This is a genomic window from Streptomyces sp. NPDC030296, assembly GCF_055572815.1.
The window spans coordinates 1-20419 of record NZ_JBVICQ010000021.1 but is presented as its reverse complement, the minus strand read 5'-3'; the positions used below and the strand labels follow the sequence as shown (position 1 = coordinate 20419).

Genomic DNA, 20419 nt, shown 5'->3' with positions numbered 1-20419 from the left:
GAGTTGGCCATGCGGGGGCCTCGGGCATGGTGGCGGGGGAAGACCACGCCGGCGAAGGTGGAGACGTACATCCGGTGGTCGTTCTACTCGTTCCCCGCGATCGAGGTCGCCACCTTCGGGCTGCCCGTCGTCGGGACGGTGCCGATGCCCTGGGCGGGCTGGCTGGTGGCGGTGATGGTCGTGCACGCGGCGGTGAGCACGGTGTGCGGTGCCCGCGCGCTCGACTGGGTGCGGGGCGGCCGTGAACAGCCGCTCGGGCTGATGTGGGCGGTCGCAGCGGTGAGCGCGCTGATCGGGATCACCGCGAGCGTGCTCGCCGGCCGGGACCCCGACAGCGACACGGCCACCGCGCTGGGCTCGATGTTCGCCGGCGTACTGATCTTCGGCGTCGGAACGATCACGCTGGGCATGCGCGAACGGCGCAGCGGGCTGAACCTGATCGCGGGACTCTCCGCGGGTTCCGGGCTCCTGACGCTCCTCGTGGGCCCCGGCCCCGGCGAGGCGCTGGCCACGGCGATCGCCGTGCTGGTCGGCGCCTCGTTCTTCGCCTTCACCTCTTTCTTCTCCGTCTGGCTCGTCCGGGCCGTCTACGAACTCGACGCGGCCCGCGAGACCCGCGCCCGGCTCGCCGTCGCCGAGGAACGGCTCCGCTTCGGGCGCGATCTGCACGACGTGATCGGACGCAATCTCGCGGTCATCGCCCTCAAGAGCGAACTGGCCGTCCAGCTGGCCCGCCGCGAACGGCCCGAGGCCGTCGACCAGATGACCGAGGTGCAGCGGATCGCGCAGGAATCGCAGCGGGAGGTCCGGGACGTCGTACGCGGCTATCGCGAGGCGGACCTCGGCGTCGAACTGGCCGGTGCGCAGGGCGTCCTGGAGGCGGCCGGCATCGTGTGCTCGGTCGACCGGGCGGACACCGCCGGGCTGCCCGGCGAGGTGCAGTCCGCGCTCGCCTGGGTGGTGCGTGAGGGGACGACGAACGTGCTGCGGCACGGGAACGCCGGGCAGTGCACGGTGGTGTTGAAGGTGACGGAGGGGCAGGTGGTGCTGACCGTGGAGAACGACGGGATACGGGCGGCCGACGGGGAGGGGGAACGTACGGCGGCGGGTGCCGTCGCGGAGCGTTCCGCCGGTGCCGGGTCCGGGCTCGCCGGGCTGCGGGAGCGGCTCGCGATCGTGGACGGGACGCTGGAGGCGGGGCCGGTGGGCGGGGAGGCGTTCCGGGTGGTGGCCCGGGTGCCGCTGACGCCGGAGGCCGCTCCGGGTCCGGCGGGCGGGAGCATCGCGGTCACCTCCGCGGCGGGCGCTGTCCGGGAGGTCGCGTCGTGACGGCCGTACCGGAGGCGGGGCGGCCCGTGCGGCTGCTGCTCGCCGACGACGAGCATCTGATCCGGGGAGCGCTGGCCGCGCTGCTGGCCCTGGAGGACGACCTGCTGGTGGTCGCCGAGGCGGCGAGCGGACCGGAGGCGCTGGCGATGGCCCGGGCGCACGAGCCGGACGTGGCCGTCCTCGATCTGCAGATGCCGGGGGCCGACGGTGTGAGGGTGGCCACATCCCTGCGGGCGGAGCTGCCCGGCTGCCGGGTGCTGATCGTCACCGGTCATGGCCGGCCGGGGCATCTGAAGCGGGCGCTTGAGGCGGGTGTGCGCGGGTTCGTACCGAAGACGGTCAGTGCCCAGCGGCTCGCGGAGATCATCCGTACCGTGCACGCGGGAAACCGTTACGTCGACCCCGAGTTGGCCGCCGACGCGATCTCCTCCGGGGACTCGCCGCTGACCGCCCGCGAGGCGGAGGTGCTGGAGCTGGCCGCCGACGGGGCGCCCGTCGTGGAGATCGCCGAGCGGGCCGCGCTGTCCCAGGGGACCGTACGGAACTATCTGTCGTCGGCCGTCTCCAAGCTCGGGGTGGAGAACCGGCATGCGGCGGTACGGCTCGCGCGGGAGCGAGGTTGGGTATAGTTGCTCTCGCGCCACGGCGCACTGCGGACGTAGCTCAGTTGGTAGAGCGCAACCTTGCCAAGGTTGAGGTCGCGAGTTCGAGCCTCGTCGTCCGCTCCAGATAAGGCCCCCGGTTTCCCGGGGGCCTTATCCGTTACGCCCAGCGCGTGCCCGTCAGACGCTCGTACGCCTCCACGTACTTGGCGCGGGTGGCCGCGACGATCTCCTCCGGGAGCGGCGGCGGGGGCTGCTCGCTCGCCCGGTCCCAGCCGGACTCGTCGGACGTCAGCCAGTCACGGACGAACTGCTTGTCGAAGGACGGCTGGGCACGGCCCGGCTCCCACTGGTCTGCGGGCCAGAAGCGGGACGAGTCGGGGGTCAGGACCTCGTCGGCGAGGACGAGGGTGTCGTCCTCGTAGCCGAACTCGAACTTGGTGTCGGCGAGGATGATGCCCCGGTCGCGGGCGATGGAGCGGGCACGGCTGTACACGGCGAGTGTCGTCTGCCGCAGCTGGGCGGCGGTCTCCGCGCCGACCTGGCGGGCGACCTCCTCGTAGCTGACGTTCTCGTCGTGCTCGCCGACGGCGGCCTTGGTGGCCGGGGTGAAGATCGGCGCGGGCAGCTCCGAGCCGTCGACCAGGCCCTCGGGCAGGGCGAGGCCGCAGACCGTACGGCTCTCCCGGTACTCGGCGAGACCCGAACCGGTGAGGTAGCCGCGGGCGACCGCCTCGACCGGGACCATCCGCAGGGACTTGCAGACGAGGGTGCGGCCGGCCCAGTCGGCGGGGGCGCCCTCGGGCAGTTCGGTGCTCAGGACGTGGTTGGGGACCAGGTCGGCGAGCTGGTCGAACCACCACAGGGACAGCTGCGTGAGGACGCGCCCCTTGTCGGGGATCTCCGTCGGCAGCACCCAGTCGAACGCGGACGTTCGGTCGCTGGCGACCATCACGAGGTCGCCCGCCTCGTTCTGGTACAGCTCGCGCACCTTGCCGGTGTGCAGGTGCACCAGGCCCGGAACCTGGATCGGCTCAGGCTTTTCTACGAATCCGGACACGGTTCCTCCCCGTGGTGATGTCCAAGTGGCTCGATTGTCCCGTATCGGGGCGACCGGTCTGGGCCAGGGGGGCGGGTGAGGGCGTTCGGGCGCGTTGCGGCCGACGATGTCAGTCCCGTTTGCAGATGCGGTCCAGGAGGTTGGCCGTGGCCCGCTGGATACGAGTATCCACGTGGCCGGGGCGGTCCAGGGCCGGGGACCATGCGAACGTTCCGGATGCGAAGACCCAGGCGCCGGAGGGGGCCCGGTAGAGGGAGGTCTCCTGGTGGCGGAGGACGCCTTCGGGGTCCCGGTACGGGGAGTGGGCGAGGAGGATGCGGCCCTGGTGCTCGGGGAGCGCGGTGCGGGGGAAATAGCGGTCGGCCTCGCCGGCGACCATGCCGTGCAGCTCATCGCCCTCGTGGGCGCCGGTCGCGTCCCAGAGCCAGTGGTCGGCGTTGCGCACGACGAGGGGGTGGGGTTCGGGGACCCGGCCCTCGTACTGGATGCCCATCAACTGCTGCTCCGGGCGGTCGATTTCGCGCCACAGTGCGGGTTTTCCGGGGCCCCGGCGTTTTCGGCAGGTGAGGAGCCGGTCGGGGACACCGGACGGGGAGGGGCTCAACTCCACCTGCCAGTACATGGTGTTGGAGGAGAGGAACACCAGGGAGATCCCGCTGTCCCGGGCGGTCTCGGCGGTACGGCGCATCTGCGGCGACCAGTACTCGTCGTGGCCGGGGAAGACCAGGCCCCGGTAGCGGGTGGGGTCGACGCGGCCGGAGTGCAGGTCGCGGGCGTCGGCGTAGGCGATGTCGTAGCCGTAGCGCTCGGCCCAGCGGATGAAGTCGTAGGCGTGGCCCACATGGAGGGGCAGGCCCGCGCCGGCGTACGGGCGGTCGAAGGAGACGGTCGTCGCGGCGTGGGACTCGCCGAGCAGCCGGCCGTCCTCGTCCCAGGCGTGGTAGAAGCTGGCGCCGGTGCGGCCGTCCTCCGGGTACAGGTTGTACGCCTGCCACGTGATGTCGGGCATCAGGAGCAGCAGGTCGGCGGGCTGGTCGTCGCGGACGGTGAACGGCACGTGGGAGCGGTAGCCGTCGGCGGTGGTCAGGACCGCCACGTACGCGCCGATGTTCCAGTAGCTCGGGATCTGCAGCCGCCAGGACAGCCACCAGTGGTGGCAGGAGACCGTGCGGTCGGCGGTCAGCGGCGGGGGCTGGACGATGCCGGACAGCCGCGGACTGGTGGTGATCTTCGCGGCGCCGTCGCCGCCGTAGTGGCCCACGCGGTAGATGTCGACGGCGAATTCCTGGGGCGGGTCCACGGTGATGTGGAAGTCGATGGACTCGCCGGGGGCGGCTGCACCGGTCGCGGTGAACCCTTTGATCTGGCGCCGCACGTCGTCGGCGGAGCGGGGGCCGGACGTCGAACGCGGGGCGGGGATGCGGGGGTCGGTGGCCCTGCCGCTCGGCGCCAGCGTCGCCTGGTCCACGTACCAGGGGACGACCTGGCCCGTGTCGTCGAAGTAGGTCACGTTGCCCCGGAGCCAGGGGACGGGACCCTGGCCGAAGGGGTCGGTCACAGCGTGCGCGAGTGCGCCCGATTCCCAGCGGCGGACGCGGTGCCGGTGCTCCGTGCCCATGAGTTCTCCCCTCCCTCGCCCCCGTGTGCCGTCACAAGCCCCTGCCGACTACACGCACGGTCCCAGCACATCACATTACGCACGCGCTCCGTCACCGTTCGTCGCGAATTGATGAGAGTGGAAACCGCGGCTCCGGATGGGGAGGCCGGAGGGCCCGGCCGGAGGGGGTCAGACCAGGCGGACCGGCTTCTCGGGGCGGACGCCGAGTCGGCGGAGCCACTCGCGCAGGGGGGCCGGGTCGCCGTCCTCGACGAGGGTGAGGACGCGGGGGGCGAGGTCGGCGGCCCGTTCGCCGTGGACGAGGAGGGAGGGGCCGTCCAGCCAGTCCAGGCCCGGGGTGGCGCCGGCGGTGTCCATCGCCGCGCAGCAGACCATCGCGGCGACGTGTTCCGCGAGCAGGTCGCGGCCCGTGCGGGGCGGCTGCATCGGGAACAGCGGCAACAGGCCGTCCTCCCACAGCGCCCGGTCCGGGCCCGGCGCCTCGGCGCCGCCCGGCTGCTGCGCCGCGGGGCGGGGCGCAGCCGCCTCCTCCCTCGCCAGCTCCGCGGTCAGCCCGGCGGCCAACGCGGCGGCCTGCACGGTGGCCGGGCCCTGCTCGTCGTCCTCGTCGGCGGGGGCGGGCTCCGGAGTCGGAGTGTGGGTGGTGTCGGCGTCGGGGGCGGAGGTCGCGGTGGTGTCGGAGCCGACGGGCAGGTCGGTTGCGGGGCCGGGGGCGGCTTCGGAGGCGGGGGCCGTTTCCGGGCCGGGGCTGTGGGTCGTGGGTTCGGCTGTGGCGTCGGGGGTGGGTATGCCTCGGTGCTGCGGCTCGGGGGCCGCTGGTTCCGTGGCGGGGGCAGGGGTGGCGGCCTGGGGCGCGCCGGCGGCCGTGGGGCCGGTCGGCTGTCCGTCGGACCGGGTCTCGGGGGACCCCGGCGGTGCCGTCAGGTGGTCCAGGACGCGGGCCAGGGTGGGGCCGGTCTGGTCGGGGCCGGTGCGGTCGGTGGTGCGGTGGACGCCCATCGCGTCGAGCACCCGGTGGAGCCGGGCCGCCTCCGTGCGCCATTTGCGGTCGACGACCTCGTCCGGGTACTCGTTCCAGTCGACCGGGGCCCAGTCGCGGCCGGCCTCGGCGGGGCCGCCGTGGAAGAGGCGCGCGGCGAGCAGCGACGCGGCCTCGTCGACCGTGCCGGGTTCTTCGAGGAGGTCGCAGGCGGGGCGCTCCCCGAGCCGGGAGGCGAAGCCCTCGGCGAGGCGGTCGCGGCGGGACAGCTCGGTGAGCGCGGCGACGACGCCCGCGTCGAGACGGGACGGCCAGCGGCCCATCCGCCAGGCGGGCAGCGCGACGCGCGTGAGAAGCCGGTCCCAACCGGCGTAGGCCAGCCCGACCTGCTCCTGGGCGACGATCCGCAGACCGTAGTCCACAGCCTGTGCACGCTCGGCCGCGGCGGCCGCCACGCCGCGCTCCATCTCCGCCGCGTGGGCCCGGCAGCCGCGCAGGAGGAGCCGGGTCACCCAGCCGACGCCGGCCAGCACCGTACGGACGAGGGGACCGTGCGTCGGGGCGGAGCTGACGGCGACGGCGGCGTCCAGGCCGCGGACGAAACGGCGGGCCGCGGCTATGTCCGGGTGCGCCGACGGGCCCGTACCCGCCACGACCGGTGCGAGCACCGCCCGTAGCTCCCCCACCCGCATCCACCACAGGAACGGTGAGCCGATGACCAGTACGGGCGCGGTGGGGGCGCGGTGGCGGCGGTGCGACGACAGTCCGGACGAGAAGCCGGACGGCATGCCGGGCGGGACCCCGGTTCCCGTCGTGACACCTGACGGTCCTCCTCGGGCGTCGGGCGTCTCGTCGCCGCTGCCGGGACCGCGTCCGCCGGGGCCGGGGGCGCCCGACGCCCCGCTCGACGTGCCGCCGGACGGTGACGCGGCGGCCGGCGAGGTCCCGGCCGAGGTGGCGGCCGACGAGGTGGCGGCGTGGCTGTCGGGTGAGGTGTGGGACGGGTGGGTGCGGTCCTCCAGCCAGCTGTCGCAGTCGGGGGTGAGCGCTATCGCGGAGGGAGCGGGGACGTCGAGGCGGTCCGCCAGGTCGCGGACCAGGCGGTAGAGGTCGGGCGCGGCTTCCTCGGTGATCGAGACGGTGGGGCTCACGGCGGGCCGGGCTCGGGCCACGACGAGCGCGATACCGGCGGCGGCGAGCAGGTCGAGGGCGGCGAGGCCGGAGACCACCCAGCGTGCCGTGGACCAGAACGGACCGGTGAGGTGGCCGGTGGAGACGCCGGCCACCAGGACGACCGCGACGGCGGCCGGCAGCAGAGCCACGGCCGTCGCGCGGCTGCGGACGCGCAGCACGGCGAGGGCCCGCGCGCGCGCTGCCCGCGCACCCGCCTCCTCACCACCCGCCATACCGCTCACGACCCGACGTCACCCCCTGCTGTCCCGCGCGGCGTGCGCCGCGACGGCTTCCCGTCGGCGTCGTGGCCGCCGAATGCCCTGACGTTGCTCACTCCCCCACTGTGGCACCCACGACTGACATCGCAATGCCGGTGGGCCAAGTGCCGGAGCACTTGCGCCGCACCCTAGTTGGGGGCTCGGCGCCCGTCAGCCGGATGGCCCATCGGTCACTCGATGGAATGGCTTTGGGGAGAGGTGATCGAAGCGGGGAGGGATCGGGGCCCGCGGTTCCAAGGGCTCCGAGCGCGCTCGGGAGGGGGCTCGGGAGGGGGCTCGGTGGGGGGTGCGGTGGCGCTGCGCGCGTTGGGGTGCGCGGGGCGCGCGCGGCGCTCGGGGGTCGCGCGGGGCACATCCGTCACGTGGTGCGTCAGGTGCCCCGCGCAGCGCCCGGGTGCGTCGGTTCGGCCGTCGGTCAGGCCTCGGCCGCCGCCTTGGCGGCGATGTCCGAGCGGTGCTGGGAGCCGTCCAGGCCGATGCGGGCGACAGCGGTGTACGCGCGGTCGCGGGCCTGGGTGAGGTCCTTGCCGGTGGCCGTGACGGACAGGACGCGTCCGCCCGCGCTGACCACGGCGTCGCCGTCGCGCTTGGTCCCGGCGTGCAGCACGTACGCGTGCGGGGCGTCCACGGCGGCCACCTCGTCGAGCCCGGTGATGGGGTCGCCGGTGCGCGGGGTGCCGGGGTAGTTGTGCGAGGCCACGACCACCGTGACGGCCGCGTCGTCGCTCCAGCGGAGGGGTTCGAGGTCGCCGAGGGTGCCGTTGGCGGCGGCGAGCAGGACACCGGCCAGCGGGGTCTTGAGGCGGGCCAGGACGACCTGGGTCTCCGGGTCGCCGAAGCGGGCGTTGAACTCGATGACCCGTACGCCCCGGCTGGTGATCGCCAGGCCGGCGTAGAGCAGGCCGGAGAACGGGGTGCCGCGGCGGCGCATCTCGTCGACGGTCGGCTGCAACACGGTCTGGAGGACCTCGTCGACCAGCTTGGGGTCGGCCCACGGGAGGGGGGAGTACGCGCCCATGCCGCCGGTGTTGGGGCCCTCGTCGCCGTCCAGCGCGCGCTTGAAGTCCTGGGCGGGCTGGAGCGGGAGGACGGTCGTGCCGTCGGTGATCGCGAAGAGGGAGACCTCGGGGCCGTCCAGGAACTCCTCGATGACGACGCGGCCGCAGGCCAGCGCGTGCTCGCGGGCCGCGCCGAGGTCCGGGGTCACGACGACGCCCTTGCCGGCGGCCAGCCCGTCGTCCTTCACGACGTACGGGGCGCCGAACGCGTCGAGCGCCTCGTCGATCTCCTCGGCGGTGGTGCAGACGTACGACCGCGCGGTGGGCACGCCCGCGCCGGCCATGACCTCCTTGGCGAAGGCCTTGGAGCCCTCCAGCTGCGCGGCCTCCCCGGAGGGGCCGAACACCGGGATGCCCGCCTCGCGCACGGCGTCGGCGACACCCGCGACCAGGGGGGCCTCCGGGCCCACGACCACCAGGTCGGCCTCCAGGCGGGTGGCCAGCGCGGTCACGGCGGCGCCGTCCAGCGCGTCCACCGCGTGCAGCTCGGCGACCTCCGCGATGCCTGCGTTGCCGGGGGCGCAGTGGAGCGCGGTGACGTCGGAGTCGAGGGACAGAGAACGGCACAGCGCGTGCTCACGGGCACCGCTACCGATGACGAGGACCTTCACGGGGCCAGCCTAACCGGCTGGGCGGGGTGGGTTTGTGGGGGCTTCCGAAGAGTGGGACGGCGGAGGTTCGTGGGATCAGACGAAAGAGGGCGCCGGTGGTGGGACTGGGAAGGCGCTGGCACCCCCGTCCCCGCGGACGGCGCTGTCACTCGCTCCCCCAGCCCCGCCCCGCCCGGTCCCGCCCCGCCGCGCTACTCGTTCGCGATCTCCTCCACGACCGTCGCGCCCAGTTCGCGGACGATCAGTTCGTGGCCGGAGAGGGCGGATTCGTCGAGGTCGGGGTCGTCGTCCTCGGGGGTGTCGTCCTCGGGGGAGACCGGCGGGGGCTCCGGGGCCGGAGGGGGTGTGGGAGCGGCGGTGGGTGCGGCCGGGCCCGGCTGCTGGGGTGCCGGCGGCGCCGGGGTCGACGCGGCGGGCGGGTGGGGGGCCGAGGACGATGCCTGGGGTGGGGCCGGGCGGGACGCCGGGGCGGGGGAGCCGCCGTAGCCGCCGCCCGCGCCACCGCCTCCGCCGTACCCACCGGGGGCCGGGGGCGCGTAACCGCCGGCCGGGGCCGAGCCGCCGCCCGATGTGTCGACGAGCGCCTCGATCTTCCAGTGGACGTTGAACTGCTCGCCCAGCGCCGCGCGCAGGACATCCTCGCTGCCGCTGCTCGCGAAGTTGTCCCGTGCGCCCGCGTTGACGAAGCCGATCTGGAGTGTCGTGCCGTCGAAGCCGGCGACGTGCGCGTTCTGACTGAGCAGGATCCAGGTGAACCGGCGGCGGTTCTTCACGGCCTCCAGGATGTTCGGCCACAGCATGCGGGGGTCGAGCCCGCCGGGGGCCGGGTTGTACGCGGCCGGGGCCGGGGTGGACCGGTCCGCCGGGGGCGGAGTCGGCCGGCCGTGTGCGGCGGACGGGGGCGCGGCGGCGTGGCCCGGCGTGGGGCCGGACGGTCCTCCAGGCACCGTTCCACCACCGGCGGGCGCGGCCGTGGGCCACCCACCGGGGCGCCGCCCGCTGCCGGCGGCGGCCGGCGTGGGCCACGCACCGGGCCCGGCGGCGGGGGCGTTCGGGTGGGCGTGGGGCGGGGCGGCGGCCGTCCCTGACTGCCCTGAGGGCCCTGACTGAGCGGTGGGCTCGGCGGGCGGGTTGCCCGGCGGAGCCTCCTGCGGGGCGGCCGGGGCGACCCCGGCGGGGCCCCCCGCACCGGGCCCTCCGAAACCACCGGCGCCCCCGGCACCGTACGCGTCCGAACCCGGCCCGCCGACGGGACCGGCACCTGCGGCCGCGGGCGCTCCCTGAGCACCGGGCATCCCCGAACCCCCGGGCGCCCCGGCGGCTCCCGGCGCGCCCTGCCCTCCGGGCGCCCCCGCGCCCCCGGCACCGCGCACGGCGGCCCGAGCCGCGGCCGGCCCGCCCCCCGGCGGCACCGGCGGGCCGGGAGCGACCGGCGGGGCCATGCCCATCGGCGCGCCCGCCGCCCCGTGGACGTCGGGCCCGGGGGCGTATCCCATGGCCGGGCCGGGGCCGGACGCCGAGAAGTTCACGCCACGCTCCAGCCGGTCCAGGCGGGCCATGACGGAGCGTTCGTCGCCGTAGGTCGCGGGGAGGAGGACGCGGGCGCAGATCAGTTCCAGCTGGAGGCGGGGGGAGTTGGCGCCCCGCATCTCCGTGAGGCCCTCGTTGACGAGGTCGGCGGCGCGGCTGAGCTCGGCGGCGCCGAAGACGCCGGCCTGGGCCTGCATCCGCTCCAGGACGTCGGCGGGGGCGTCGATGAGCCCCTTCTCGACGGCGTCGGGCACGGCGGCCAGGATCACCAGGTCACGCAGCCGCTCCAGCAGGTCGGCGACGAACCTCCGCGGGTCGTTGCCGCCCTCGATGACGCGGTCGACGACCTCGAAGGCTGCGGCCCCGTCGCCCGAGGCGAAGGCCTCGACGACCGAGTCGAGCAGCGACCCGTCCGTGTAGCCCAGCAAGGACGTGGCCATGGCGTATGTCACACCCTCGTCCGTCGCGCCGGCCAGCAGCTGGTCCATGACGGACATCGAGTCACGCACGGAACCGGCGCCCGCGCGCACCACCAGCGGGAGGACGCCCTCCTCGACGGGGATCTTCTCCTTGGCGCAGACCTCGCCGAGGTAGTCGCGGAGCGTGCCCGGCGGGACGAGCCGGAACGGGTAGTGGTGCGTACGCGAACGGATCGTCCCGATGACCTTCTCGGGCTCGGTCGTCGCGAAGATGAACTTGAGGTGCTCCGGGGGCTCCTCGACCACCTTCAGCAGCGCGTTGAAACCGGCCGACGTGACCATGTGGGCCTCGTCGATGATGTAGATCTTGTACCGGCTTGCGGCCGGTCCGAAGAACGCCTTCTCGCGCAGCTCACGGGCGTCGTCCACACCACCGTGCGAGGCGGCGTCGATCTCGATCACGTCGATCGAGCCCGGGCCGTTCCGCGCGAGGTCCTGACACGACTGGCACTCGCCGCACGGGGTGGGCGTGGGCCCGTTCTCGCAGTTCAGGCAGCGCGCGAGGATACGGGCGCTGGTCGTCTTGCCGCAGCCGCGCGGCCCGCTGAACAGGTACGCGTGATTGACCCGGTTGTTCCGCAGCGCCTGCTGCAGCGGGTCGGTGACATGCTCCTGCCCGATGACCTCGGCGAACGACTCCGGGCGATAGCGGCGGTACAGCGCGAGAGACGACACGCCTACGAGGTTATAGGCGCCCACTGACAACCCGGACGCGGCCGAAGCGGGGCCGGACGCCGAGCGGACGTCTTCCGGGACGACGGCCCGGCTTGCTCGCTTGCTCTCAGGCCCCCCGCTGCTGGGCGGACTCAGCAAGACAACGAAAGACCCCCCACGCACCCGCCAGAGCCGACCTACCCTTGCTGCCTTCCGGCCCTGGGGGAGTTCAGTCAGATAGCGCCGCGTGAGGGGCTACGCCCAGCCTACCCGATCCGCCGACCCCACCCGCCCGCCTCCCCACCTCGACGCCTCCCCCTCGTCACCGACCTCCAACGAGTTCGCAAGCACCCTCCGCCGTCATGTAATGTTTCCGGCGGAGGATTCGCCTAGAGGCCTAGGGCGCACGCTTGGAAAGCGTGTTGGGGGCAACCCCTCACGAGTTCGAATCTCGTATCCTCCGCCAGTGCCTCACCGGGCACGATGTCGAAGGGCCCCACCGTTCGCGGTGGGGCCCTTCGACGTTGTCCGTCTCAGTTCCCGTCTCAGTTCGTCTTCGGGAGCTCCCAAAGAGCGTCGCCAACTTGCTGCGCGACCTTGCGGAGCATGGTCCCCGTCACGTGCATGTACCGGGCGCGCATCCGGGCCGCTCCCCCAGGCTCCCAACCCATGATCGAGTCGATCACGACGTCAGGCACGCCGAGGATCAGGAGAACAGTCGCGGCGGTGTGGCGAGCGTCATGGAGTCGGCCGTCCCGTACGCCAGCGTCCCGGAGAAGCCGCTTCCAGACGTGGAAGTCGGTGTTCGGGCTCAGCGGCCCACCGACCGGTGAGGCGAAGACGTACCCCTTGCCCTCCCAGTCAGCACCGGCCGCGATCCGCTCCCGCTCCTGGGCTTCCTGGTGCTGGCGGAGAATCTTGATCAGCGGATCGGGCAGGCCGATGGTGCGCCGCCCGGCACGCGACTTGGTGGACTTGTGCTCGCGCCGGGTCTGCTCTCGCTTGGGGCAGTAGCCCGCCTTCCGGCCGCACGGGTGGGCACCGCAGCCGTGCGCGTACTTCGGGCGGAGCCGGTTCTTACGGATGCGGACATACCCGGCGGCGAGGTCGACGTCTTCCCAGTGCAGCCCCAGCGCCTCACCCTGCCGAAGGCCGAGGGCCAGGGCGACGACCCAACGCGCGCTGTTGCGGAGCTTGGCCGCCTCGACGAGGAGGCTCTGAACCTCTTCGATCGTGTACGGCTCGATGTCCTCCTCTTCGAGGCGGGGAGCCTTGGCGATCTCCGCCGCGTTCGTGGCGACGTGCCCGCGTCGGACGGCCTCACCGAGGGCGACCCGGATCGTCCGGTGGGCATGGTGGGCGGTGCCGGCGGAGCTCCCGGACTCCTGCATCTTCCGGTAGAAGCGCTCCAGGTGCTCGGGCTCCAACTTGGCGAGCTTGTGAGCGCCCAGGCCGGGCACCAGGTGGACGCGTACGTCGACCTCGTACCCGTCGTACGTGTTCTCGGAGACGTACGGCTTGGCGATGTTCTCGACCCAGTGCTCTAGCCAGGCTTGGAGCGTCCAGCTCTGCCCCGGCTTCCTGAGCTTCTTGTCGTCCCGCGCGCGCTCCATCTCGCGGACAGCCTTGGTCACTTCGGCCTTGGTCTTGCGCTCGATGTGACGGCGGTCCGGCTTGCCGTCGTCGCGGACACCGACCGTCACACGGCCATGCCACTTGCCGTCCTTGCCGAGGTAGATGGTCGAGGCCCCGTTGGGCTGGCGGGTGCGCTTCTTCTCTGCCATGCCATCCCCCTCAGGCCGCTTCGGCGGGTCGGTGGCGCAGCTTGGCCACGTAGGCGGGTACGGCGTCGGCGGGGACGCGGCGGAGCCGTCCGACCATGACGGACTCGATCTCTCCCGCAAGGACGAGCCGGAAGCACGTCGTACGGCCGATGCGGAGTCGCCTGGCCGCTTCTTCCACGGTGAGGAGAGCCAAGGACGGGTCGAAGGGATCAGGCCTGAAGGTGGTGACTTGAGGCTCAGCCATGGGTGGGCTCTCCTTCCGTTCCGAGGGCAGGTTCGAGGGATGCGGCAAGCCAGGCTTCGGTGTCGGACAGGCCGGTTCCGGCGAAGACCCAGTGCGCGAGGACGTACGTCGTGGCTGTCTCGTGTGCTGTTGGCGGGGTGTGGTGTTGGGCGCGGCGCCATTGGGCGCGGGCGTCGCGGAGGGCGCCGAGGGTGGTGGAGTAGCGGCGGGACTTGGTGGAGAAGTGGCCGCGGAAGCCGAGCATGTGGGCCCAGGCGCGCAGGCGGAGGTGTTCGAGGTCTTTGCGGGCGCCGAGGGTCCAGGCGGTTCGGATGAGGCGGCGGGCGTGGTCGCTGATGTCGAGCTGGGCGAGTTCGGCGGCGAACTTCAGCGGGCGGTCGAGAGCTCCCGTGGCGGTTTCGGCGCCTTTGGTTGCGTACTTGGCGATGTACGCGGCGACCGCGCGCTCGGTCAGTTCCTGGCCGTCGTTGAAGTCGGCGGATCGGATGGTCTGGACGTCGAGTTGGCTGCCGAAGGTGAAGGTGTGGGCGCGTCCGTCGATGACCGGGCCGTCCACGCGGACCGTGGCCGCAGCCGCCTCAATGGCGTCCGTGAGCAGCTCGGCGGTGGCCCAGGCCGGGGGCGGGGTGTCGCCGCCGGTGGGCCCGTCGAGGCGGATGACGGCGTGGAAGTGGACCGCACCGCGCTTTTGATACTCGGCGACCTTGGCGAAGGAGACGCGGGCGTGTTCGCGGAACCGGCGTTGTGACAGGCCGGCGCGCTTAGCGACTTCCCGGCGGAGGTAGGTGGAGAAGCGGCGCCACAGTGGTCCGGCGTGGGCGTTCCAGAGGACGGCCGCTTCGTAGTCGTAGGTATCGGGGTCGAGTGGGGTGCCGAGTGTCTCGTCGTCCTGGTCGTGGTGGGTGCCGCAGCGGCAGGGGCGTCCACTGGAAGGGCGGTTGTGGACCGGGCCGAAGCTCGGTGCGGTGAAGGTGGCGAAGACGCGCGGGTGGGTGCCGACCTGTTCGGGGGTGCCCTTGCCGCCGCGCAGGCCCGAGGTGATCAGGTGGAAGGTGTCCCGGCGGTAGACCTCGGCGCAGGCCGCGCAGCGGGTGGTGCGGCGGTTGTTGCAGCGGACGAGGAGGTTCCCGGCCGGGAGGTCGGTGGAGTCGAGGTGCTGGAGGACGCGGCCGATCTCGCCGGTCGTGGTGTCGATGTCGTATTCGGTGCGGTGGCCGTCGAGGCGGATCGGGTGGGTGCAGCCGCCGAGGCCGGAGAGCTGGCGGAGGATGCCGGGCAGGGTGCCGTGCTCGGCGAGTTTCGTGAGGTCCGGGAGCGGGGGCGGGGTGGTGCGGGTGAAGATGGCGGTCTCCTTCTGACTGGCTCGGTCAGGAGTTGTGGCGCTGGGGCGGCAGATGCTTGGTCGTGTGTGCCGCCCCAGGTGCTGGCGCGGCTCAGCGCCGGTTCTGCTCGCGCATCAGGGAGCGCAGGACCACGGCCGCGACGGCCACGGAGATGGCCGAGACGGCGACGGCGGCCAGGAGCGCGGTGAGGACGACACCGCCCACGACCACGGCTCCCACCACGGCGGGGCCGATGTGGACCGCCGGGAGCGTGCGCCGGACGGGCGCCGGGTCGGCCGGGGTGTGGGTGTGCGCGGGCGGCGGGGTCGGGTTGTCGGGGTACTTGGGCAGGAACACGGTCACGTTCTCCTCATCTACTCGTCTAGGCATGTGAGTTGTTTATGACGTCCACGCCGGTACGCGTGCCGGACTCGATGGCGGGGGCGAGGAAGGTCTGCGAGAGCCAGAAGCCGAAGAGGGCGATCAGGACGACGACCCAGGTGCGGACGCCGAGGAACTTGACCGCGCCCCAGGCGAAGAGGCCGAGGACTACGACGAGCGGCAGGCTGACGGTCACGGTGGGCTTGTTCCTTTCAGCGGATCAGCTGACGGGGCAGCGGTGGGTGCGTGCGGCCAGTTCGGCGGCGGCGCGGCTGTCGTAGTCGGCGGAGAAGCCGCAGCGCGGGGCGGTGCAGGCGGCGGTGTGCTTCTCGCGGCCCCGGCCGTCGTAGGACGTGGCGACCTGGACGGGGCCGATGCGGGTGACTTTGCGGAAGCGGCGGTTGGCGGACACGGGATCTCCTCTCAGAGGTGGGCGGCGATGGCTTCGGCCATGGGCGCGGGGACGCCGAGGCGGGCGCGAAGGGTGGGGGTGTCGATGGGTGTTCCGGTACGGGTGTGGTGTTCAGCGGCGACCTTGCGGGCGTGTTCAACGAGGGCGGCCGGGACGGCGACGGCGGGTCGCTCAGGCGGCGGTGCTTCGATGGCCGGCGGAGTCGTCGGCGGTTCCGGCGATTCCTCCGCGTCGAGTTCGGGGGCGTCCTCCTGGTCCACGGGGTCGTCTGTGTGCTCGGTGTCCTCGGCGGCCGTTGTCGGTGGGGTGTGGGCGAGGAGGGTTCCGCCGAGGAAGGCGACGGCGGGCCAGCCTGCGACGAGGATGCGCAGCCAGGCCGGGACGTCGTTCATGTCGAGCAGGCCGGCGGTGGCGACGTTGGCGCCGAGGGAGGCGGCGAGGGCGATGACGAACCAGCACCACCCGGCCGCCTTTGCCTCACCGGAGCGCAGTCGGCGCCAGGCGGCGACGAGCAGCAGGTCGACCGAGACGGGATAGGCCCACGCCTTCCACCCGTCCTGTCCGGCCGCCAGGGCGATGTCGTGCAGGTGGGCGAAGGACAGCGCGGCGGCGATGAGCGCCTGGACGAGCACCGCGTCGACACGGGCCAGTTGGGCGCGCATGGAGCGGCTCCTTTTCGGGTTCAGGCATGGCAGGGGTAGGGACGTGGCGCGAGACGGTCACGCCGACCGGAGTGGGAGAGTGCGGCTCAGTCGGTCACCGGGCGTGGCTGTACCGCCGGGGCCGGGGACTCGACGGGCCGTACAGGCACGTCGGGCTGGAACGGCTTGAGCGAGGGCAGGTCAGGGACCAGGTGGGCCGTATCCCGGCAGATCCCGGCGGCCTCGCCGAGGGAGAGGTACGGCGTGCGGATGCGGGACCAGCCGCCGGAGGTGTCACCGGCCACGGCCAGGCCGGGCAGCTCGGGAGCGATGGCGCAGGCGGCGAGGACCGCTTCGGGGGCGATGTCGCCGAGGGCCATCTTCGCGGAGGCTTCGTCATTGACGCGATGGCAGACCCGGCCGGTGAGCTGGGCCCGGAGCATGGTGGCGCCCTTGCCCAGCTCGGCGCCGAAGCGTTGCCCGCAGACCTCCAGGTAGATCCCGGCGGCGCGGCCGAGCTGGGCAAGGCGGATGAGCTGGGTGACCATCTCGTCCCGGCGTTCCTCGTCCTTCTTCGTGGCGACGAGGAAGAGTTCGGCCACCTCGTCGACGAACAGCACGATCGGTACCGGGCGTTCGCTCTCGGGCAGGCCCCAGATGTCGGAGGTGATCTCCTCGTCGGGGGTGCCGGGGGCGATGCCTTGCCGGGCCTTGATCAGGTCGTAGCGGTCCTCCATTTTCTTGACGAGCACAGGCAGCAGGTCGGCCGCCTGCTCTGGATCGGTGGCGAGGGCGGAGAGCCGGGAGGCGAACGGCGCCAGCTCCACACCCCGCTTGCAGTCGATACCGACCAGCGCGACAGGTTGCCGGGCGAGGCCGGTGATCAGGTGGCGCAGGTACATGGACTTGCCCGACAGTGTGGCGCCCAGGGTGAGCTCATGGGGAATGGTGCGGTAGTCGCGGACGAACGGTGTCGCGTCCTCCCGCAGCGCCACGGGCACCTTGAGGAGCTCGGCGGCGGCCTTGCGTGGCATCCGCACGTTCCGCAGGACGTCGAAGCCTACGAGTCGCAGTTCGACCACGCCCGGCTTGACCGTCGTCACGTACACCGCGTGCACCCCCCACGCATGCCGCAGCCGCTCGGCGGAGGCGGCGACGTCGGCCGGTTCCTGGCCGGGAGCGAGCCGGAGGCGAAGCCGCAGCCCGGTCGAGGTGGGCCGGATGATGCCCCGCCGAGGCGGTACCGGCCGGACCTCCCGCCGGGTGGTGGCCTTGACGGCGAGGACCCGCAGCCGGGACGGCGCCACCGTCAGCCCACACGCCTCCATGACCGAGCCGTACGTCCCGAGGAGCCGGGCGGTGGATATCGGCAGGCCGACCGTGGGCCAGTACAAGCGGGGGTGCTTGGCTCGGGCGTAGGCGGCCCCGCCGCCGAGTACGGCGACAGGACCACCCACCTCCAGAAGTGTCACCAGGTCGGACATCAGGCGGTGGCCCCCATGGCAGCCGGGAAGGCGGCCGGGGTCACGGCGGCGGCGCGGAAGGCGATGCCGTGCCGCTGCTGCCCGTTGAACACCGACTCCCACGGCCGGGCAACCAGCCCCGGCAGCGAGACCGGCGCCCCCAGCGCCAGCCCCTCGGCCACACCGCCCTCAGGCACGGTGACCTTGATCAGCGACGACTCGCCGTCCTCGATGTAGACGACGCCGATCGTCATCAGCGCCTCACCGCTGACGGCGTCCTTGGCGATCTCGCCCGTCTGCCGGTCCCGGACCTTGGGCTCGGGAGCCTCCGTCAGCAGGATCGTTGCGGCCGAGGTCTCAACACGGATGGTACGCAAGGGAACTTCCCCTATCTACTCGTCTATACATGCAGCGTCCGACGAACCCGATCTTCCGGGCTCACGCGGACCACCCTGCCACACCACTTGCCCACTCGTCTATACGAGTATGCCTGTTGGGGTGTACGAGTCGGAGAAGCATCCCCGCGCACCACCGCAAACCACCTGATTACGTCGCCGGAAGCTGATACGACAGCACGTACGCATCCGCCGCCATGACCGTGTCGCAGACCTCAACGGCCCGCCCCTCGGTGTCGAAGGCAGTGCGAATCAGGTGAATGACCGGCACACCGGAGGCCAGCCGCAGCGTCTTCACCTCGGCGGGCGAGGGCATCCGGGCACGGATCTCCTCCTCGAAGTGGTCGAGGCGATGGCCCAGCTCCTCCAGCCGGGCGTAGATGCCGCCGGGGCCGGGGTTGGGTTCGGCGATCGGAGTACCGCGCGCGATGTCGAGGGGCAGATAGGAGGTGGCGAACTCGACCGGACGACCGTCGAGGAGATACCGGCGCCGACGAGCCAGAACGCGCCGCACGGACCCAAGCCGGGTGGAGATGTCCTGACTGGCCTTCTCTTCCTTCACCTCAAGACTGTCGACCTGGGGGTGGCTGCCGGCGGCGTTGGCTTCGACGATGAAGGCGGACTTGCCCTGCTCGCGGTGGCGCCGGGCGAACCGGTCGGAGGCGAGACGCCGCACGGGCGGCCGTGGTCGCACGAAGACGCCCTTGCCGTGCTCGGCGTGTACGAGCCCTTCGCCCTGGAGGACGGAGAAGGAGTTTCGGACCGTCATCCGGGATACCCCGTAGTGATCGACAAGTTCCGCTTCCGAGGGCAGCTTCTCGCCCTCCTTGAACCGCCCACGGTCGATGGCCTCGCGCAGCTGGTCGGCGATCTGCCGAAAGACCGCACGATCGCTCGTGGGGTCGAGATCGCCGAGGAGGCCGGAAGGAAGAGAGGGCACGTGTACTCCTTTAGATATCTAGACGAGTGGGCGTTTGTTGTTGCTACGGTGGAGAGCCTAGCCAGCCGAGAGGGCCGAGGAACGTGAGCACCGACCGTCCGCACTCCGTGAGCGTCGCCGGAGTCATCGTCGACGACCAGGGCCGTGCCCTCTTGATCAAGCGCCGCGACAACGGTCACTGGGAACCGCCGGGCGGAGTCCTCGAACGCGAGGAAACCATCCCGGAGGCCCTCCAGCGCGAAGTTCTCGAAGAGACCGGCATCAAGATCGCGCTTCCCGCGACCCTGACCGGCGTCTACAAGAACATGACGGGCCTGATCGTCTCGCTGGTCTTCCGGTGCGAGGCGGCCGACGGCACACCGACCACCGGCGACGAGACCCGCGCACTGCGCTGGGCCACCCGTGAAGAAGTCACTGAGCTTGCCGACGAGGCGTACGCGATCCGCGTCACCGACGCATTGGACGCAGCGTCCCCGCCGGCCATCCGCGCCCACGACGGCGTGAAACTCGTCTAGCCCGTACCCGCTGCACATGGCGGCCTACCAGCACGAAGGAACTTGTATGCACGAGTATACGAGCACCGCCCGGGTCTGGGGACTCACTTGCCCAGGATTTCCCGAGGAGGTGAGCCGGGCCCGCCGCTGGACCCGCGACATCCTGCGAGGAGCACCTATGGCCGACGACGCCGAACTGATCGTGAGCGAACTGAGCGCGAACGCGATCCTCCACACGGCCAGCGGCCTGGAGACGGGCAGCTTCCACCTGGCCCTAGCGGTGACCCGGAACGTGATCGCCCTGTCAGTGACGGACGGAGGAGGCACCGGTACGGCCCCGAAGGTCGAGCACCAGGACGACGAAGCCGAACACGGCCGGGGCCTGGGCATGGTCACCGCACTCGCCCACCGAGTCGCCATCCACGGCAGCAAGGCCGGCTACACGGTCACCGCGGAACTCTTCACCGGTACCCGACCGGGAGACCGCCTGTGCTGAAGGACGAGGCCCGCCGCGGCTACTGGTGTGAGTGCTGGACCGAAAACCTTGACCGAGAAGGCGGGTTGGAGCTCCGGGGGTCGTTCGACGCCTACTCGGCGCCGCAGGCCGACAGATGGGTTGCCGTCGCGCTCCGCACGATCTCACCGGCATTCGACCCTGACTCATCCGCCCAGGCGTGGGAGTGGCTGTACGACGGCCGCATAGAGACCCGCCGAGCCCTGTTGCGCTGCGAGCCCTGCACGGTGTCCGTCACCCACACCACGACCCGCATCACCTGGACCATCCGACCGGTGATCTTCCTACCGCTCGCGCACCGCGAAGGCAGGCAACTGCCGTCCTGCGCATACGACTTCAAGCCCCGACCGGAACAGCAGACCGTGTCGGGTCTCAGGTGATGGTTGACGGTTCGGCGTCGGGTGATGCTTGACGTCTGTCCTAGACGATCTTTCGTCTGTTGTACTCCCCGGATTTGC

20 protein-coding genes, 2 tRNA genes and 1 other RNA gene are annotated in these 20419 nt (G+C 72.3%); 7 read left to right on the top strand and 16 right to left on the bottom strand.

Features of this window, described 5'->3' with window-relative positions:
- Positions 1-9: 9 nt before the first annotated feature.
- From ACZ4Z3_RS38275 to ACZ4Z3_RS38265, 3 genes are all read left to right on the top strand, one after another.
- Complete coding sequence (locus ACZ4Z3_RS38275; protein WP_468505385.1) at positions 10-1329, top strand: sensor histidine kinase; 1320 nt, start codon at positions 10-12, stop codon at positions 1327-1329.
- Positions 1326-1958, top strand: coding sequence for a response regulator transcription factor (locus tag ACZ4Z3_RS38270; protein ID WP_180303690.1), 633 nt, complete (start codon positions 1326-1328; stop codon positions 1956-1958). The genes ACZ4Z3_RS38275 and ACZ4Z3_RS38270 overlap by 4 nt, the downstream gene beginning before the upstream one ends.
- 23 nt (positions 1959-1981) lie before the next feature.
- A tRNA-Gly gene (locus tag ACZ4Z3_RS38265) sits at positions 1982-2057 on the top strand.
- 34 nt (positions 2058-2091) lie between these two features.
- On the opposite strand, the gene ACZ4Z3_RS38260 is transcribed toward ACZ4Z3_RS38265, so the two are convergent.
- From ACZ4Z3_RS38260 to ffs, 6 genes are all read right to left on the bottom strand, one after another.
- A complete protein-coding gene (locus tag ACZ4Z3_RS38260) occupies positions 2092-2991 on the bottom strand; it encodes a phosphoribosylaminoimidazolesuccinocarboxamide synthase (protein ID WP_468505384.1) in 900 nt (299 codons plus the stop codon).
- A 109-nt stretch (positions 2992-3100) separates the two neighbouring features.
- Positions 3101-4609, bottom strand: a complete 1509-nt coding sequence (locus ACZ4Z3_RS38255; protein WP_468505383.1) for a N,N-dimethylformamidase beta subunit family domain-containing protein — start codon at positions 4607-4609, stop codon at positions 3101-3103.
- A gap of 168 nt (positions 4610-4777) precedes the next feature.
- Entirely contained in the window at positions 4778-6994 is a 2217-nt protein-coding gene (locus ACZ4Z3_RS38250) for a hypothetical protein (protein ID WP_468505418.1), read from the bottom strand.
- Positions 6995-7454: 460 nt separating this feature from the next.
- Positions 7455-8708, bottom strand: a complete 1254-nt coding sequence (purD, locus tag ACZ4Z3_RS38245) for a phosphoribosylamine--glycine ligase (RefSeq protein ID WP_468505382.1) — start codon at positions 8706-8708, stop codon at positions 7455-7457.
- Between the two features lie 191 nt (positions 8709-8899).
- On the bottom strand, positions 8900-11392 hold the full coding sequence (locus ACZ4Z3_RS38240; RefSeq protein ID WP_468505381.1) for a DNA polymerase III subunit gamma and tau: 2493 nt from the start codon (positions 11390-11392) through the stop codon (positions 8900-8902).
- A gap of 142 nt (positions 11393-11534) precedes the next feature.
- An RNA gene (gene ffs, locus ACZ4Z3_RS38235) (signal recognition particle sRNA small type) lies at positions 11535-11631 on the bottom strand.
- A gap of 118 nt (positions 11632-11749) precedes the next feature.
- Here ffs and ACZ4Z3_RS38230 point away from each other — a divergent pair.
- Positions 11750-11837 (top strand) — tRNA-Ser (locus tag ACZ4Z3_RS38230).
- A 79-nt stretch (positions 11838-11916) separates the two neighbouring features.
- Here the strand turns inward: ACZ4Z3_RS38230 and ACZ4Z3_RS38225 are convergent.
- The 10 genes from ACZ4Z3_RS38225 to ACZ4Z3_RS38180 form a co-directional block, all read right to left on the bottom strand.
- Positions 11917-13155 (bottom strand): tyrosine-type recombinase/integrase, encoded by a 1239-nt coding sequence (locus ACZ4Z3_RS38225; protein ID WP_468505380.1) that lies wholly within the window; start codon positions 13153-13155, stop codon positions 11917-11919.
- 10 nt (positions 13156-13165) lie between these two features.
- Positions 13166-13399, bottom strand: a complete 234-nt coding sequence (locus ACZ4Z3_RS38220; protein WP_468505379.1) for an excisionase family DNA-binding protein — start codon at positions 13397-13399, stop codon at positions 13166-13168.
- Entirely contained in the window at positions 13392-14678 is a 1287-nt protein-coding gene (locus ACZ4Z3_RS38215; RefSeq protein ID WP_468505417.1) for a replication initiator, read from the bottom strand. The genes ACZ4Z3_RS38220 and ACZ4Z3_RS38215 overlap by 8 nt, the downstream gene beginning before the upstream one ends.
- Positions 14679-14832: 154 nt before the next feature.
- Positions 14833-15078 carry a SpdD protein gene (locus tag ACZ4Z3_RS38210; protein WP_468505416.1) on the bottom strand — a complete coding sequence of 82 codons (246 nt, stop codon included), beginning with the start codon at positions 15076-15078 and terminating at the stop codon, positions 14833-14835.
- Between the two features lie 25 nt (positions 15079-15103).
- Positions 15104-15298: a hypothetical protein gene (locus ACZ4Z3_RS38205; protein WP_468505378.1), complete on the bottom strand. Its 195-nt coding sequence runs from the start codon at positions 15296-15298 to the stop codon at positions 15104-15106.
- 24 nt (positions 15299-15322) lie between these two features.
- Positions 15323-15514, bottom strand: a complete 192-nt coding sequence (locus ACZ4Z3_RS38200) for a mobile element transfer protein (RefSeq protein WP_468505377.1) — start codon at positions 15512-15514, stop codon at positions 15323-15325.
- Positions 15515-15525: 11 nt separating this feature from the next.
- Positions 15526-16176, bottom strand: a complete 651-nt coding sequence (locus ACZ4Z3_RS38195; protein ID WP_468505376.1) for a DUF2637 domain-containing protein — start codon at positions 16174-16176, stop codon at positions 15526-15528.
- Between the two features lie 86 nt (positions 16177-16262).
- A complete protein-coding gene (locus ACZ4Z3_RS38190) occupies positions 16263-17639 on the bottom strand; it encodes an FtsK/SpoIIIE domain-containing protein (RefSeq protein WP_468505375.1) in 1377 nt (458 codons plus the stop codon).
- Positions 17639-17995 (bottom strand): SCO3933 family regulatory protein, encoded by a 357-nt coding sequence (locus tag ACZ4Z3_RS38185; protein ID WP_107466234.1) that lies wholly within the window; start codon positions 17993-17995, stop codon positions 17639-17641. Before ACZ4Z3_RS38185 ends, ACZ4Z3_RS38190 begins: the two co-directional genes overlap by 1 nt.
- A 169-nt stretch (positions 17996-18164) precedes the next feature.
- Positions 18165-18953, bottom strand: coding sequence for a GntR family transcriptional regulator (locus ACZ4Z3_RS38180; RefSeq protein WP_468505374.1), 789 nt, complete (start codon positions 18951-18953; stop codon positions 18165-18167).
- A gap of 107 nt (positions 18954-19060) precedes the next feature.
- Here ACZ4Z3_RS38180 and ACZ4Z3_RS38175 point away from each other — a divergent pair, with 107 nt between their 5' ends.
- The 3 genes from ACZ4Z3_RS38175 to ACZ4Z3_RS38165 are packed head-to-tail and all read left to right on the top strand — an operon-like array spanning position 19061 to position 20341.
- Entirely contained in the window at positions 19061-19468 is a 408-nt protein-coding gene (locus ACZ4Z3_RS38175; RefSeq protein WP_099963725.1) for an NUDIX hydrolase, read from the top strand.
- A 46-nt stretch (positions 19469-19514) separates the two neighbouring features.
- The gene (locus ACZ4Z3_RS38170; RefSeq protein ID WP_468505373.1) at positions 19515-19943 is read left to right on the top strand and encodes an ATP-binding protein; all 429 of its coding nucleotides are present in this window, start codon (positions 19515-19517) and stop codon (positions 19941-19943) included.
- The gene (locus ACZ4Z3_RS38165) at positions 19937-20341 is read left to right on the top strand and encodes a hypothetical protein (protein ID WP_468505372.1); all 405 of its coding nucleotides are present in this window, start codon (positions 19937-19939) and stop codon (positions 20339-20341) included. Before ACZ4Z3_RS38170 ends, ACZ4Z3_RS38165 begins: the two co-directional genes overlap by 7 nt.
- Positions 20342-20419: the final 78 nt, after the last annotated feature.

What these genes read in the sequence shown, in the direction of transcription:
- ACZ4Z3_RS38275 (WP_468505385.1), top strand. Translation starts at nt 10, where the DNA reads ATGCGGGGGCCTCGGGCATGGTGGCGGGGGAAGACCACGCCGGCGAAG.
- ACZ4Z3_RS38255 (WP_468505383.1), bottom strand. Translation starts at nt 4,609, where the DNA reads ATGGGCACGGAGCACCGGCACCGCGTCCGCCGCTGGGAATCGGGCGCA.
- ACZ4Z3_RS38250 (WP_468505418.1), bottom strand. Translation starts at nt 6,994, where the DNA reads ATGGCGGGTGGTGAGGAGGCGGGTGCGCGGGCAGCGCGCGCGCGGGCC.
- ACZ4Z3_RS38225 (WP_468505380.1), bottom strand. Translation starts at nt 13,155, where the DNA reads ATGGCAGAGAAGAAGCGCACCCGCCAGCCCAACGGGGCCTCGACCATC.
- ACZ4Z3_RS38220 (WP_468505379.1), bottom strand. Translation starts at nt 13,399, where the DNA reads ATGGCTGAGCCTCAAGTCACCACCTTCAGGCCTGATCCCTTCGACCCG.
- ACZ4Z3_RS38195 (WP_468505376.1), bottom strand. Translation starts at nt 16,176, where the DNA reads ATGCGCGCCCAACTGGCCCGTGTCGACGCGGTGCTCGTCCAGGCGCTC.
- ACZ4Z3_RS38190 (WP_468505375.1), bottom strand. Translation starts at nt 17,639, where the DNA reads ATGTCCGACCTGGTGACACTTCTGGAGGTGGGTGGTCCTGTCGCCGTA.
- ACZ4Z3_RS38170 (WP_468505373.1), top strand. Translation starts at nt 19,515, where the DNA reads ATGCACGAGTATACGAGCACCGCCCGGGTCTGGGGACTCACTTGCCCA.